This window comes from Winogradskyella ludwigii (assembly GCF_013403985.1).
GTDB classification, from domain to species: domain Bacteria; phylum Bacteroidota; class Bacteroidia; order Flavobacteriales; family Flavobacteriaceae; genus Winogradskyella; species Winogradskyella ludwigii.
This window is the reverse complement of sequence record NZ_JABFDF010000003.1, coordinates 290,773-307,614: the sequence shown is the minus strand read 5'-3', so window position 1 is coordinate 307,614 and position 16,842 is coordinate 290,773. Positions and strand designations below refer to the sequence as shown.

Here is a 16,842-nt window from a genome sequence, read left to right as displayed (position 1 = left end):
AGTTAAAAAATTACTGTAAATATTGAACCTTCATTTATTTTACTCACCACTGAAATTTCGCCATCCATTGCTTCAATTTGTGTTTTAGTCATGTATAAACCCACACCTCTTGCCTCTGGATGCCTATGAAATACTTTGTTTAAACCAAATATTTTATCACCATGTCTATTTAAATTTATTCCCAAGCCATTATCACTGATGGTTAACTTAGTTCTTCCTTCAAATAATTCTGTTTCAATTTTAATGACTGGTGTTCTGTCTTTTGATTTATATTTTATTGCATTGTTCACCAAGTTAAGAAAAATACTTTCTAAATAAATTTTATTGTAATTAATATTTGAAACCTTTGAGAAATCTGATGTAATTACGGCGTTTGTTTCTATGATTTCGCCACTTAATAGCTCTTTCGTTTTATCTAAAACATCAATAAACCTAATATTTTCCTTAGGCCTTGATTTATCTCCTCTAATTTTTATAGCTTCAACTAATGTATTTAAAGTAAACGTTAGATGCTTAATCACAGATTCAAACTTTTGAAATAAAAGCTGTTTTTCATCGTGATCATTTGAGTCTATATAGAGGCCCAAAAGAGAATTTAGATTGCTTACAGGCGCTCGTAAATTATGAGATGTAATCTGTGCAAAATCTGCTAAATGTTCATTCTGAATCATTAACTTTTGAGCCAAAACTTCTAAATCTTGTTTTGCATCTAAAATCTTTTTCTGCGCTAATTTCTGTATTGTAATATCTCGTATCGCTGCTGAGACTAAAATTCCTTCTTCCGTTTTTAGCGGACTTAAGCTTATTTGTATAGGAATTTCATTACCATTTTTATGTTTAGCAACTAACTCTTTTGTTTTATCGACTCCCATTTGTTCATTACTAGGTGACGAGAATAATCCATTATGATCTAAGTAATGATTATGGTTTAATTGAGAAGGAATAAGTATTTCTACAAACTGATCTATTAATTCTTCTGAGGGATATCCAAATAGTTTTTCAGATTGCTTATTTATGAGTTGAATTTTTCCTGCTTCATCTACTATAACCATAGCGTCTGGTGCAGATTCTAATAAGCCTCTAAACTTATTTTCTTCCATTTTTTGCTCAGTAATATCTTGGCAAGCTCCCATCATTTCAATGACTTCACCTTGATCATTTAGTATAACCTCGCCTAAATAATGTACTGTTTTTATTTTACCGCTACGCGTTATAATACGATGTATAAAATTATTAGGAAACTTTTTTTCTATAAACGAATTCTCAACATAACCAGTAATATAATCCTTATCATCTGGATGCACTTGACTTAAGAACGTATCGTAGTTTAAATCTTTAATATTTTCGTCATACTCATAAATTTTATACAAATTAGAAGACCATTTTAAAGTATCTGTAACAACATCCCATTGCCAATTCCCTATTTGAGTAATTCGTTCTGCAAAATTTAATATATAATTTTTTCTTAATAAATCTGTCTCTGCTAATTTTTGAGCTGTAACATCTTGGCACGTACCAATCATTTCTACAACATTACCTAAATCATCTTTAATAACTTGACCTAAAAGTTGCACTATTTTAATAGTACCATCTGCCAACTGAATACGATGTATTATATCTGTAAATACTTTTTCTTCAATAGAGCGCTTCATGTTATTATTTACACGTTGTCTATCTTCTGGATGTGTAATATTTAAATATGTACTAGTGGTCGTTTCTGTTGTTTCTTCAATCCCTGTAAGTTTAAACAAATTATTAGACCACTTTACTTTATTGCTAGCAACATCTACTTGCCAATTCCCCATTAAGGTAATCTCTTCTGCAAAGTTTAAAATCTGATTTTTACGCAAAAGTTTATTTTGGTTCTTTTTTCGTTCAGAAATATCCGTTGAAACTCCTAAATATCCTATATGAACATTATTTTCATCTTTTACAGAAGTTAAAGTTAGTTGAACAGGTATTAACGTACCATCTTTTCTTACATAATTCCACTCTCTTGTATCATAAGCGTTATGCATAGACATTTCTAATTGCGGACTAAAACCAACTGGGTTTTTACCGTAAAATTCTGCTATATCTTTCTTAAAATTGTCATACTCTTCCTTAAGATGAAAATTAATAGGCTTTTCTATACCTATAACTTCAGCTGCAGTATACCCAGTAATAATTTCTGCACCAGGATTAAATTGGTTAATTACTCCATCTAAATCTGTAGCAATTATAGCTACGGCATTAGAATTAAAAATAGCTTTTAACTCAGTATGCGTTTTATGAAGTGCTAATTGCGCTAATTTTATACTATTAATATCTTGAAAAAGACCATAAATCTTAACACATTTACCGTCTATCAATTCTGCTTGGCCAGTTGTACGTATCCAAATAACTTCACCTTTTGTATTAATTAACTCAACCTCCAAATCGTAAGGTGTACCATTTTCTATAGTCTCTTTTAGTGCTTTTTCAATGGCATCTCTACTTTCTCCCTCTTTATAATATTCTAAACCTTTTTCTGCACTCATTTCAAAGTCACTTGGTATACCATAAATATCCCTAACAACATCACTTAAATAAGAATTGTTGTTAATTAAATCTACTTCCCAAGCTCCAATCCTAGCAAGTTGATTGGTTTTTTTTAATATGCCTTCTATACGTTTCTTTTTACTCTCATTTTCTTTAATTTTAGTAATATCGCCTGTATGCATTACCAAACCACCAATACTACCATCAGACTTATACCATGGACGCGTATCCCAATGAATCCATTGCGTTGTTCCGTCTTCTCTTACAAATGGTGCTTCATCGCATTTATCAATAGCTCCTTTTAGACATTTTTTGTTTTTTTCTTTCCAATCTTCCCCTATTTCGGGAAAAACATCATAATGAGATTTACCAATGACGTCTTTGCCTTCTAATTTATAGTCTTTTATCCATGTTCTAGAAACAGCTAAATAGCATAGATTGTTGTCTAACATAGCGATAGCAGTAGGAATTTGTTCTATAAATGTTTTATAAAAAAAATCGCTTGACTCTAATTCTGACTTAAGCTTTGTTAATTTTAACATGCTTAATTTTAGTTTCTTTTCTGAAATAGACAAGCTATCATTTGATTTTAATAGCTCCTTGTTTCTTTGAAATATTTGTTTTAAACCAGGATTGAAAATAAATACAAATTCTATAAAAAGAATTAAAAATGAAATGATTACAAATAGATAGATTATTAGTTTTAATTCTTTTAAATGTTCTTCTGTTGCTTTTTGATATTCATAAACAAGAATATCTGTATTGTTTAAGTAGTCACCTTCTAATAAAGATATCTTACTAACATCTACATCTATATTACCTGAAGTATATTTTATTACAATATTTTTACCTGCATTGAAAATTTTTTCTTGATAAGTCTCATTAACTTTCAATAATGAATCAATACTGGTGTTTTTCCATTTATTTTCATTATAAATTTGAAGATATTCGTGCTTACTTTCCCATTCAGTTAATAGAGAATCTAAAGTTTTTACACGATTTGTATTCTCACCTATTGAGTTACTGTAATTAATAGCATAAGCCAGTTTAGATATATTTTGACTTAACATTCTTTGTCTACCAGATACATTAATTAAATGAGCATCTGAAATCTGTAAATTAATGCTATGCTGTACAATAAAAAACATAGCCAAAATAATGAGGATGAAAGTAGAGACAAATAATATGTATCTATTTTTGATGGACTTTTCTAATACTTTCATTAAAAAATGATCTAAAATTAATTATGATTAATAAATAATAAAACATTTTAATTCAAGTATATAGTAGGGTAAATATGACTTGGGGGAAGTTTTACTTTATTATAACGATAGGTTAAAATACAAAAAAAAAATACTATCTGAAATATTTTTTTTTGAATACTTAAAAACTATAATTTAATTGATAAGCTTAAATAATTAAATAGCAAGAGTAATTTTATCAAGAATCTATTTGATTCAAAATTCTTAAAAAATTTCACGAGAAGTGACTCATGTGATCTAAACTACAGACTATTGGTTTAATTTTTATGACTAATTCTAATTTAAAATAATAGACTAAGAATTAGTTAGTTTAGCTACAATAGCTTTCACCGGAAGAACCTCTGTAGTATACTCAATACTTGGTCCTGCAACCCAAACCGTTTTATAAGTTGCTTGTTTTGCTGCTTTTTCAGTCGCTTTCATTCCTATTGAAAACCGAACCATTTTAACCCATTTTTTTAAGGTTTTATTTTTGTTCAGCAAATCTTCTAACCAAGTGGCTTTAGTTCCAATTTTTTGAACGTAAGGTGTATTAATAACTGTACATGGTGTACCCGAAATACGTTCGGTCATAATAATGTCTTTAGCACCATAATCTACACAAGCTTGTTTATACTCGTCTGTAACGCCAGCTTCAACCGAAGCAATAAATGGACTTCCAACAGAAACACCTTCTGCACCATAACTTAACATTTTGTCAATGTCTGCTTTGCAGCCTACTCCGCCTGCTGAAATCACAGGTATACGTAATTCATTGCTTAATAAATGTGTTAAATCTTCTGGTGACAAATTACCTCTATGTCCACCTGCTTCATTGTTTACAGCTATAGCTGCATCTGCACCCAATTGTTCTACTTTTTTAGCGAATTTTAGGTCAGTAACATCACAAAACACTTTTATACCAGCAGCATGTGCTTGTTTTATGGTTTCTTCAGGACTTCCTAAAGAAGTAATTATAAAATCGCAACCTTCTTCGCAAATCACTTCGAGTTGTCCTTTATATTTAACGTTAGATTTATTAACGATTAAATTGAAACCAAAAGAACCACCTTCTACTTTATTAGCTTTTAATTCTTTTATAACGGCTCTTAATTCTTCTAAAGTTCTATAATTTAGAGCAGGAATACAACCCGCAATTCCAGCATGCATAGCCTCTGTAACCATAGCTACATTAGACACTAAAAACATAGGTGCTTGAATAATTGGAAATTTTATGTTGAGAATCTGAGTGAGTTTTGTTTGCATAAGTTCTTAAATTAGTACAACAAATATACTGTATTTTATTATGCGTGCATAACACTTTATTATGAATAATTACAGTGAGAATAATAAATATTCAGAAAACAACAATAATATAGACTTAGAATTCTAAATACACATAAAATTATCGTTTTATACATCTATATAAAAATAAAGTCTAACTATTCTAAAAACCTATAATAGCCGCATTTTAAATACGCTCCTTCAGGAAATGCAATAGGATGGTCACTATCATGCTTCGTTTTAAGTTCCGTTTCAAAAAGTCTAGTTTGAGAATTTAAGACTTGAGAGTTTAAGTCAAAAAAAGCTTGCGCCAATACTCTAGAGGAACACGATGCTAAAACTAAAAGTCCGTTTTTAGCAGTAAGCTTCTCTCCTAGTTCTGCCAATTGCGCATATTTCTTTTTAGCCAATTCAATTTCAGATTGTTGCTTAGCAAAACTAGGCGGATCTATAACAACCACATCAAAAGTTTTACCTTTCTCAATTAAACCTTTCATTTCTTTAAAGGCATCTCCAGAAATGGTTTTATGATGTCCTGTATACGCATTCAACTTCCCATTTGCACGCGCCATATCCAAGGCTTGTTTACTAATATCTAAGCTGGTAACTTCTGTCGCATTATTAGCTAATGCATGTACCGAAAATCCGCCAGCATAAGAAAACACGTCTAAAACTGATTTGCCTTTACTTAATTCTCCAACACGTCTTCGATTGTCTCTATGATCTAAAAAATAGCCTGTTTTATGACCTTTTATCACATTGGCAGAGAAATTAATTCCGTGTTCTATAAATTCTACAACTTCATCTTCAAGGGTCCCAAAAATGACATCTCCATCAGTGAACGAATGATTTTTACTGTTTTGTAAATTTCTGCTTAAACGCATCACAACTGTTTCTGCTCTAGAAATTTGTTGTAAACTTTCTAAAATAGGCTCTAAATAAGGCAACCAAATTTCAGAATATAACTTTACTACTAAAACATTAGCGTATACATCTGCAATTAATCCAGGGAAACCATCGTTTTCTCCAAATAGCAAACGGTAACTATTGGTTTCGGTTTTAAGTAGCTCTTCACGTTTATCAAAAGCTTTTTCAATTTTATGTTGAAAAAAATCAGCATTAATTTGAACTTTAGTTTCTGCGTTATGAATTATTTTAATCCGGATTGGCGACTCTGCATCGAACAATCCTAAACCCACCACTTTATTTTTATTCTTACTGAATATAATAGCTAAATCTCCTGTGCTGGCATCGTCATTTATTTTAGTAATACTGTTAGAAAACACCCAAGGATGGCCTTTAACAACGAATTGTTCGCCTTTTGCATTAAGCTTTACAGCTAATCGTTTTGGTACGTAATTAGAAGGTATTTGATATGAAAAAGACATGCTTATATTTTAGGCTTCGAAAGTACGAAACTAAATGACAATGTTTTTAATGAGACCTTAGGAATATGACATTATAAAACAAAAAAACGCAATCAAATTAATGATTGCGTTTTTTACTTTATAATATCAGTCTTTAGCTTGTTCAAGCTTTCAACTTTGTACATTTAATGAGATTCCGAATCAAGTTCGGAATAAGTGATTCACTCAAAATATGCGAAAAGCATATTTTGGTTCTCTACTTACTTAACCTCTTCGAAATCTACATCTTCTACATCGCTATTTTCATCAGCTGGTTGCTCTGCTCCTGCTTCAGGACCTGCAGCACCACCTTCTGCTTGTGCTTTGTACATTTCTTCACTTGCTACTTTCCATGCTTCGTTGATTTTCTCTAAAGCTGGTTCAATAACTGCGATATCTTTTGATTCGTATGCTGCTTTCAATTCTTCAAGCGCTGCTTCAATTGGTGCTTTCTTATCATCAGATAATTTTTCACCAAATTCTTTCAGTTGACTTTCAGTTTGAAAAATCATAGAATCTGCTTCGTTTAATTTCTTAGCACTATCTGCTGCTTTAGCATCTGCGTCTGCATTTGCTTCTGCGTCTGCTTTCATCTTTTGAATTTCCTCTTCAGTTAATCCAGATGATGCTTCAATTCTAATATCTTGTTTCTTACCGGAAGCTTTATCTTCTGCAGATACTTTAATAATACCGTTGGCATCAATATCAAACGTTACTTCAATCTGAGGTGTTCCTCGTCTTGCTGGTGGAATTCCGTCTAAGTGGAAACGACCAATCGTTTTGTTATCTGCTGCCATTGGACGCTCACCTTGTAAAACGTGAATTTCTACTGACGGCTGATTATCTGCTGCTGTTGAGAATACTTGCGATTTCTTAGTAGGAATCGTAGTGTTAGCCTCAATTAAATTAGTTTTAACATTACCCATAGTTTCAATACCAAGAGATAATGGTGTAACGTCTAATAAAAGAACATCTTTTACATCACCACTTAATACACCACCTTGGATACCAGCTCCTAGAGATACAACTTCATCAGGGTTTACACCTTTACTTGGTGTTTTTCCGAAAAATTTCTCTACTGCTGTTACAACTGCAGGAATACGTGTAGAACCACCTACTAAAATAACTTCGTCAATATCAGATTTAGATAAACCTGCTGCTTTTAATGCAGAAGCACATGGCTCAATTGTACGCTTGATTAAATCGTCTATTAACTGCTCAAATTTAGAACGTGTTAATGTACGTACCAAGTGCTTTGGTCCACTAGCTGTTGCTGTAACGTAAGGTAAGTTAATTTCAGTTTGTTCTGAAGATGATAATTCAATCTTCGCTTTTTCAGCAGCTTCTTTTAAACGTTGTAAAGCCATTGGGTCTTTACGTAAGTCCATAGACTCATCTGCAATAAACTCTTCAGCTAACCAATCGATAATACGTTGATCAACATCATCACCACCTAAGTGTGTATCACCATCTGTAGATAATACTTCAAATACACCATCACCTAATTCTAGGATAGAAACATCATGCGTTCCACCACCAAAATCAAATACTACGATTTTTTGGTCTGTACCTTTTTTGTCCATTCCATAAGCTAAAGCTGCAGCTGTTGGTTCGTTAATAATTCTACGAACTTTTAAACCTGCAATCTCACCAGCTTCTTTTGTAGCTTGTCTTTGTGCATCATTAAAATATGCTGGTACTGTAATTACCGCTTCAGTAACATCAGTTCCTAAATAATCTTCAGCAGTTTTCTTCATTTTCTGAAGTACCATTGCAGATAATTCTTGAGGCGTGTATAAACGACCATCAATATCTACTCTTGGTGTATCATTATCTCCTTTTACCACTTTATATGGTACACGTTCTGCTTCTTTCTTAGACTCAGAATACTTGTTACCCATAAAACGTTTAATAGAATAAACTGTTTTTGTTGGGTTGGTTACTGCTTGTCTTTTTGCAGGATCTCCAACTTTAATTTCACCACCTTCTACGAAAGCGATAACCGAAGGTGTTGTTCTTTTACCTTCAGCGTTTGGGATTACAACTGGCTCGTTACCTTCCATTACAGAAACACAAGAGTTTGTTGTACCTAAATCAATTCCAATAATCTTACTCATAATAGTATGTATGTTTTTTTTGTATAATAAATTTTTAAACTCGATTAGTAATAGTCAATGATTATGCCATGACAAAAAATATGACATGATGTCACTTTATTAAATTGTTATTAAGAATGACTACGCCATAACACTCATTAAACCTTTAGTTAATATTCTTAAAAATTTCTTCATTCTTTAATAATACTGAGTATATCATTAAACAACATGTGCTTGATAATTTTACAAAAACTAAACAATCAAAAATTATGAAACATTTATTACGTTTATTATTCTTCTTCTTTTCTTGCGCAGTTAGTGCCCAATTAGAAACTGGCGATATGGCGTTTGTTGCTTTTAATGCTGATGGCGATGATGACTTTGCCATGGTCACCTTTGTAGATATTGCTGCAAACACAACGATTTACTTTTCAGACAAAGAATGGGCAGAAACAGAATTTAATTCTGGCGAAGCTAATTACGAATGGCAAACTGGTACTGACGTAATTACGGCAGGAACTATTATTACATTTTATACCGTTAGTGCAACTCCAAATGTATCTCACGGAACAATTGTTGGTTCTCCTGGAGGCATGTCAGCTTCCGCTGAAGCTATCTTTGTTTACTTAGGTACAGATGTAGATACACCAACAACTTTTATTGCTGCTGTGTCTAATTCCTCTTCTGCTTATGATGATGGTGCAGGAACAGGTTTAACTGGAACAGGCTTAACTGAAGGAACTACTGTTGTCACTTATACTAACGGAACTGATATTGCGCAATATAATGGACCAAGAACTGGTTTTACAGCTAACGGATATTTGGTGGCTTTAAATGACATGTCTAATTATGACTTACAAGATGACAGTGGTGATCAGGGAATTGATGGTGTTGCTCCAGATGTGCCATTTAACACCACTCCTTTTGTTATTTCTACTTCTGACACCAATGCACCTAGTGTTGCTAATGTTGAAGCAACAGACCAAAACACCGTTGAAATTACATTCACAGAAGCCGTAACAACTGCTTCTGCTGAAACGCTAAATAATTATGTTTTCAGTCCTGCGTTAACCATAAGTACTATTGTTTATGATAATAGCTCTTTAAAAGCAACTATTACACATTCAGGTTTTACTGAAGGTATAGCTTATAAAGTAACTGTTAATAATTTAGAGGATGTATCATCTAACACGCAGACAACTGCTTACGAAAGTGACGATTTATTTTACAATGGATTAACGTCTGGATTAATCATCACGGAGATTATGTACAATGCACCTTCTGATGATTCTGATGCGCTTGAATTTTTAGAAATTTATAATAACGGAACATCTTCTATCGCTTTAGGTGGAATTACCGTAAACGATGAAGGTAATTTCAACTTCACTTTCCCAGAAATGACGCTTGCTGCTGGTGAGATTGTATTATTAGCAACAGACAAAGTTTCAGCAGATGCTTTTTATGGGGTTTCTTTTTTAGATATGCCACAAGCCATTTCTAACGCTATAGGTAATGGTGGTGAATTATTAGAGATTAAAAATTCTGATGGTACTATAATTTCTCAAGTTGAATATAGTGATGATGCCCCTTGGCCAACTACGGCAGATGGTGATGGTCCTTCTTTAGAATTATTAAATCCTGATGCTAATTTTAACGAAGGAACTAACTGGACACCTGCAACAAACTTAGTAGGTCAATCTTTAGGGGATGATGTTTTTGCTTCACCAGGAAGTTACACACCAGTAACCAACGTTACGCCTCAAGTGAGCTTTACAGAAAGTACTTATGTCATTAGTGAAGACGGTACGTCTATAGATATTACTATAGAATTATCTGCAACACCTAATGATGCAGTTTCTATAGATGTTAGTTTAGTTACTGAATTATTAACAGCAACTGAAGGTGATGATTTCACTTTTGCTAACCAAACTTTAACTTTCCCAGCAAACACAACAGAAGCAATTATAATTACTATTCCTGTTGTAAATGACGCTTTAGCTGAAATGGATGAGCTTTTTATCTTAGAACTTTCTAATCCAACTAACGCAACACTTGGTGCTCATGAAACTTCAGGAGTTTATATTTTAGATGAAGACCATATGATTCCTGTTCCTACAGATGTTTTAGGTATGGAATATGTATCAAGCTATTTAGTAGATGATGCTGGTTCTGCTGAAATTGTAGCACACGATCCTGTTTCTCAACGTTTATTCGTTTTAAATTCAGTAGCTCAAAAATTAGAGATTTTAGATTTCTCTAACATCACTAACATTACTACAATCAGCTCTATTGATTTATCTACTTACGGTGACCCAACAAGTGTTGCTTATAGGAATAATATAGTAGCTCTTGGTATTTCTAAAGGACCTTTAGAAGATGGTGTTGTAGTATTTTCTGATATTGATGGTGTAATCTCTTCTACGATTACTGCTGGAAATCTTCCAGATATGGTAGGTTTCACTCCTGATGGTACAAAACTTTTAGTTGCCAATGAAGGCCAACCTAATGATGATTACTCTGTAGATCCTGAAGGTAGTATTTCTGTTATTGATGTTACAGGAGGACTAGGAAACATTTCTCAAACTAATGTTTTAAGCATCAACTTTAATACTTTTGATAGTCAATTAGCTTCGCTTCAAGCAGAAGGTGTTAGAGTATTTGGACCTAATGCTACGGTTTCTCAAGATATGGAACCAGAATACATTACGTTTTCTAACGATTCTCAAACCGCTTATGTAACGCTTCAAGAGAACAATGCTATTGGTGTTATTGATTTAACAACAAATACAATTACCGATATTTTACCTTTAGGTTTAAAAGATCATGCTTTAGCAGGAAATACTTTAGATGCTTCAGATGATACCGATTTCATTTTCTTAGCAAATTGGCCAATAAAAGGAATGTATATGCCAGATGCAATGGCTTCTTATGAAGTTAATGGTGTTACTTATTTAGTAACTGCCAACGAAGGTGATGCCAGAGAGTATGACACTTATGCAGAAGAAGAGCGTGTTAGTGATTTAAACTTAGATCCTACTATTTTTCCTAATGCTGAATTTTTACAATTAGATAGCAACTTAGGTCGCTTAACGGCTACAACGGCTACTGGTGATTTAGACAATGATGGTGATATTGATGAAATTCACGTATTTGGTTCGCGTTCTTTCAGTATTTGGAATACAGCAACTGGTGCTTTAGTTTTTGATAGCGCTGATGATTTTGAACGCATTACTGCAAACGATCCAATTTATGGCGAATTATTTAACGCTAGTAATAGTAATAACAACTTTAAAAACAGAAGTGACAATAAAGGTCCTGAGCCAGAAGGTGTAACTGTTGCAGAAATTAATGGTGAATTTTACGCTTTTATAACTTTAGAACGTGTTGGTGGTCTTATGGCATACAATATTACAGATCCTAACAATGCTGTTTTTGAAAAATACATTAACAATAGAGATTTAGGTGATGACGAAGGTGGGGATTTAGGTCCTGAAGGGATTATCTATGTCTCAGCAGAAAACAGTCCTAATGCTACTGGTTTAGTTATTATGGCTAACGAAGTAAGTTCTACCTTAAGTTTCTATGCACTTAATAACGACACTTTAAACACGGATGAATTTACTTTAGCATCTAATGCTTTTAAAATGTATCCTAACCCAACTAAATCTAACCAAACGGTTTATTTTAATCAAACGGTTTCTGTTTCATTATTTGATATTCAAGGTCGTGAAATAACATCTAAAGAAGATACTATGAGTTTACAATTACCTAGCTTAAATGCTGGAACTTATATTTTGAAAACAAATTCTGGTGAGAGCATTAAGCTTTTAATCAAATAAGAATTTCATAAACATAGTATTTAGAATTAAACACCTTCAAGTTGAAGGTGTTTTTTTTATTTAATCATTTTTTCTATAAATACTATTTTTAGTTAAATGCAATTCAACATGAATAAGAACGTTAATATTTTATTACTTTCATTAAAAATTATGACACTATGAAAAAAATCACTTACTTATTATTTGCGCTTACAGTACTATTAACCTCTTGTACAGGAGATCAAGGACCACAGGGAGCCAATGGAGTTATTATAGTCGGACAATCGTTTGAAAGAACTATAGATTTTACATCTACAAACAATTATCAAGAAAGTATAGAAATCCCCATAGATATTGATTTATATGAATCGGATATGGTTTTAGTTTATCATCTTAAGGGTCAAGTAGAGGGTTATGATGTATGGAAATCCCTTCCAGAAACCATTTATGTGAATTCTACAGAAGAATTTCAATATAACTTTGAACACAATTATGATTTGGTTACAATTTTCATTGAATCACATCCTACTTTCGATTTTAATTTATTATTGGATGATGAAAGAATCAACCAAACCTTTAGAATTGTCGTATTACCAGTAGACTTTGTAAATAGTTCAAATCTAGATATTAATGATTATGATGTTGTTATGGAGTATGTGCAATAAGCCATAAGTATTAAAAATATTTAAAAAGTCTAAACCTAAGTTTAGGCTTTTTTTATGCGTCCATTTTTTTCAAAAACTAATTATATGCCATAACAAAATGTATATTTACGACAAACTTAAACGATTTCGTAAATGGAATGTATTTCAATATTCGATATGCTTAAAATTGGTGTAGGGCCATCAAGTTCTCACACCTTAGGTCCTTGGCGCGCAGCAGAACGCTGGATTCAAGAACTAAAAGACAAAAAGCGTTTTGATAAGGTTGAAAAAATCACGGTAGATCTCTACGGTTCTCTATCCTTAACAGGAAAAGGACACGCTACAGATTTCGCTGTTGTTTTAGGCTTAACAGGTGCAGATCCTGAGCGCATGCCAATTGAAAATATTGATACTATTATTAATGATGTTAAAACAACCAATGTTTTAATGTTTAATAATGAAAAAGCCATTCCATTCGATTTTAAAAACAATATTATTTTTAATCGGAAATTTTTACCATTTCACTCTAACGGCATGGTATTTACAGCACGAATTAATGGCCGTAATTACAAATCTACCTACTACTCTATTGGTGGTGGATTTGTGGTACAAGAAGAACGAAAACTATCTAAAGCCAATAAAATAATTTTCTACTGCACATTCCCTTATCCAGTTTCTTACGGAGACGAATTACTTAAATTTTGTGATCAATTACAACTTCCTATTTCTGGTGTGGTTTTAGAAAATGAAAAATCCATAAGAGAAGAAAAGTCTATAGATTTTGAATTAAAACGCATTTGGGATACCATGTTAGAATGCATGTACACAGGTTGTCATACTGAAGGTAATTTACCTGGTGGACTCAATGTAAGACGACGTGCTTTTGATATGCATAAAAACTTAATTGGTGATCGCAAATACGAAAACCCACAAGAATGGCTTGGTGTTATTAGAACCACTGAAGTGAAATTCCGACAGATTTTAAAATGGGTAAGTTGTTTTGCTCTATCTGTCAATGAAGTAAATGCTGCACTTGGTCGTGTGGTGACTGCTCCTACAAACGGAAGCGCAGGTGTAGTTCCTGCTGTATTAATGTATTATTTAGTCATTGAAAACCATGATGCCGATTTTGAACATATTAAAAAATTCCTTTTAGTGGCAGGCGAAATTGGAAGTATCTTTAAAAAAGGAGCTACAATTAGTGCAGCAATGGGAGGCTGTCAGGCAGAAATCGGAGTCTCTTCAGCTATGGCTGCAGGTGCTTTGTGTGAGTTACTTGGAGGAACACCAGAACAGGTTTTAATAGCTGCTGAAATTGCTATGGAGCATCATTTAGGTTTAACCTGCGATCCTATTGGTGGTTTGGTACAAATTCCTTGCATAGAACGTAATTCTATGGGAGCTATAAAAGCAATTAATGCTGCCGAATTAGCATTAGATACAGATCCTAAAAATGTAAAAGTACCATTAGACAAAGTTGTTGCAACAATGTGGGAAACAGCTAAGGATATGAGTTCTAAATATAAGGAAACCTCTGAAGGAGGATTGGCAGTTGGAGTGAACCTTACAGACTGCTAACCTTATGAGATTAAAAATACTTATTATATTTCTTTTTGTTTCAATGATGAATCAGGGACAAAATCACAAATATTTAAACGCTGACACACGCCTTTACAATGAAGCGAATACGAGTGATGGCTTCAAAGGATATTTTAAAGTCAATGCACGTATTGAAATCATCTCTGCACCAGCCCCTGATTGGATTTTTGTTAAAGCAGATAATGACACCAAAGGTTATGTGCAATCAAAATACCTTTCAGACAAGTACAATTCAAATCAAAATATTATAGAAGACAGTGACAATCCCATTTTAAATGGTGACGGATATTACGGAGGACACCATTTATTTGTTATTGTAGCCTCTTTAAGAGCACGAGGTGAACCCAATTTATCCGGAGAGATTAGAACTATCTTAACCATGGGAGAACCTGTACCAGTAAAGTATATACCAATTGAGAAAGATGAATGGGTAAATATCTCTAACAGCCGCTACATTCAAAGAAAATATCTTAATGAACGTCCAAGTTATGATACTTTAGCTTTGACTTACGCTAGAATAGAAAAAAGCAATACTGATGAGCGCCTTAAGATAGCTGAACGCTTAGTAGAATTGGCTTGGAATAGTGGCTACGCCTATCTAAAATCTGCTTATCTTATTTTACTAGATGTCGCCACATATACAAATAATACAGCGTTGATAAAATCTACACAAATGTATTTGACTTTAGCTGATGGTTTAGAACATCCTTTACCACATGAAACGGTTACCGAATTTATAGAAAATGCGATTTTTAAAATAAAAGGTGTACAAATAAACAAGCTAATGGTAGACTTAAATACGGTAATTAACACTTACGGTCAACCTTTAAAAATTGAAAAAATAAGTGATGAATGTGGAGTTTACTATAGTGAAACATTTTATCATTATAAAAACATGACATTATCAGTTAATCTTGAAGAAAACTTGGGAGAAATTGTCGATATTATTATAGATAAAAACAGTGCTTTTATTATAAATGAAAATGCTATTTTGGACCATGGCATAACTGAAACTGAATTCATAAAATTATACTCTAAGTACATAAAAACGGGCATACAAAATCTTCACACGTATGCAATTTCAAATGGTTATGGAGAGTATAGTGTCGTTTTTAAAAACGGTAAAATTTATAGTGTAGCTATTTTCAACCTTTGCTAATTATTACAATCTTCACGTTGCCTGGTGTTTACCAAATAAATCAGTTTACATGACCTTCAAGTTTTATTAACTAAAAAGAGTTCATACCACAATGACCAATTTTTACTTCATACTAAGACTTATAGGTTGTCCTAGTATTTGCCATGGCATCTTTGTAATAAATTATGGTTTTGACAGTATTTATGTCTTAGATTAATCAAAAGCTTAACAAATCTCATTATTTTTACATCAACTAATAAAAACACAATGTCAACAGCAAAAAAAGAATACAAAAGAATTACGGTTAAGACTTTAGTAGATATGAAGTCTAAAGGCGAAAAAATATCTATGCTTACCGCTTATGATTATACCATGGCTAAAATCGTTGATGGTGCTGGTATCGATGTTATTTTAGTTGGTGACTCTGCCAGTAATGTTATGGCTGGTCATGAAACCACTTTACCAATCACTTTAGATCAAATGATTTATCATGCCTCTTCTGTGGTTAGAGCTATTGATCGTTGTTTAGTTGTGGTTGATTTACCTTTTGGAACCTACCAAAGTGATCCTAAAGAAGCTTTGCGTTCTGCCATTAGAATAATGAAGGAAAGTGGCGGACACGCTGTTAAAATGGAAGGTGGTAAAGAAATTAAAGAATCGGTAAAACGTATTCTTAATGCTGGAATTCCTGTTATGGGACATTTAGGTCTTACTCCGCAATCTATTTATAAATTTGGAACTTACACTGTAAGAGCCAAAGAAGAACAAGAAGCAGACCAATTAAAAGAAGATGCTTTAATGCTTGAAAGGGCAGGCTGTTTTGCTATCGTTTTAGAAAAAATCCCTGCTGCATTAGCTAAAGAAGTTGCAGAAAGTGTTTCGATTCCAGTAATTGGCATTGGTGCAGGTGCAGATGTAGATGGCCAAGTTTTAGTATTACACGATATGCTGGGCATGACACATGAGTTTAATCCGCGTTTTTTACGTCGCTATATGAATCTTTATGAAGAAATGACCACTGCTATTGGTAAGTATGTTACTGATGTTAAGTCTGAAGATTTCCCTAATGATGAGGAGCAATATTAGGATAGATTGT

9 protein-coding genes are annotated in these 16,842 nt (G+C 32.9%); 5 read left to right on the top strand and 4 right to left on the bottom strand.

Annotated elements, in window-relative coordinates:
• Nucleotides 1-2 precede the first annotated feature (2 nt).
• From HM981_RS09625 to dnaK, 4 genes are all read right to left on the bottom strand, one after another.
• On the bottom strand, nucleotides 3-3,743 hold the full coding sequence (locus HM981_RS09625; protein WP_179338570.1) for a PAS domain S-box protein: 3,741 nt from the start codon (nucleotides 3,741-3,743) through the stop codon (nucleotides 3-5).
• A 333-nt stretch (nucleotides 3,744-4,076) separates the two neighbouring features.
• Complete coding sequence (locus HM981_RS09620) at nucleotides 4,077-5,027, bottom strand: NAD(P)H-dependent flavin oxidoreductase (RefSeq protein ID WP_179338569.1); 951 nt, start codon at nucleotides 5,025-5,027, stop codon at nucleotides 4,077-4,079.
• A 176-nt stretch (nucleotides 5,028-5,203) separates the two neighbouring features.
• A complete protein-coding gene (locus HM981_RS09615; RefSeq protein WP_179338568.1) occupies nucleotides 5,204-6,433 on the bottom strand; it encodes a class I SAM-dependent rRNA methyltransferase in 1,230 nt (409 codons plus the stop codon).
• A 239-nt stretch (nucleotides 6,434-6,672) separates the two neighbouring features.
• The gene (gene dnaK / locus HM981_RS09610) at nucleotides 6,673-8,568 is read right to left on the bottom strand and encodes a molecular chaperone DnaK (RefSeq protein ID WP_179338567.1); all 1,896 of its coding nucleotides are present in this window, start codon (nucleotides 8,566-8,568) and stop codon (nucleotides 6,673-6,675) included.
• Between the two features lie 248 nt (nucleotides 8,569-8,816).
• On the opposite strand from dnaK, the gene HM981_RS09605 reads away from it, so the two are divergent.
• The 5 genes from HM981_RS09605 to panB all read left to right on the top strand — a co-directional run bounded on the left by HM981_RS09605 (nucleotide 8,817) and on the right by panB (nucleotide 16,832).
• Nucleotides 8,817-12,386, top strand: coding sequence for a choice-of-anchor I family protein (locus tag HM981_RS09605; RefSeq protein ID WP_179338566.1), 3,570 nt, complete (start codon nucleotides 8,817-8,819; stop codon nucleotides 12,384-12,386).
• 158 nt (nucleotides 12,387-12,544) lie between these two features.
• Nucleotides 12,545-13,030 (top strand): dihydrolipoamide dehydrogenase, encoded by a 486-nt coding sequence (locus tag HM981_RS09600; protein ID WP_179338565.1) that lies wholly within the window; start codon nucleotides 12,545-12,547, stop codon nucleotides 13,028-13,030.
• A gap of 132 nt (nucleotides 13,031-13,162) precedes the next feature.
• The gene (locus HM981_RS09595; RefSeq protein WP_179338564.1) at nucleotides 13,163-14,587 is read left to right on the top strand and encodes an L-serine ammonia-lyase; all 1,425 of its coding nucleotides are present in this window, start codon (nucleotides 13,163-13,165) and stop codon (nucleotides 14,585-14,587) included.
• Nucleotides 14,588-14,591: 4 nt separating this feature from the next.
• Nucleotides 14,592-15,767, top strand: a complete 1,176-nt coding sequence (locus HM981_RS09590; RefSeq protein ID WP_179338563.1) for an SH3 domain-containing protein — start codon at nucleotides 14,592-14,594, stop codon at nucleotides 15,765-15,767.
• 246 nt (nucleotides 15,768-16,013) lie between these two features.
• Nucleotides 16,014-16,832 (top strand): 3-methyl-2-oxobutanoate hydroxymethyltransferase, encoded by an 819-nt coding sequence (gene panB / locus HM981_RS09585; RefSeq protein WP_179338562.1) that lies wholly within the window; start codon nucleotides 16,014-16,016, stop codon nucleotides 16,830-16,832.
• The last annotated feature ends 10 nt before the right edge of the window (nucleotides 16,833-16,842 follow it).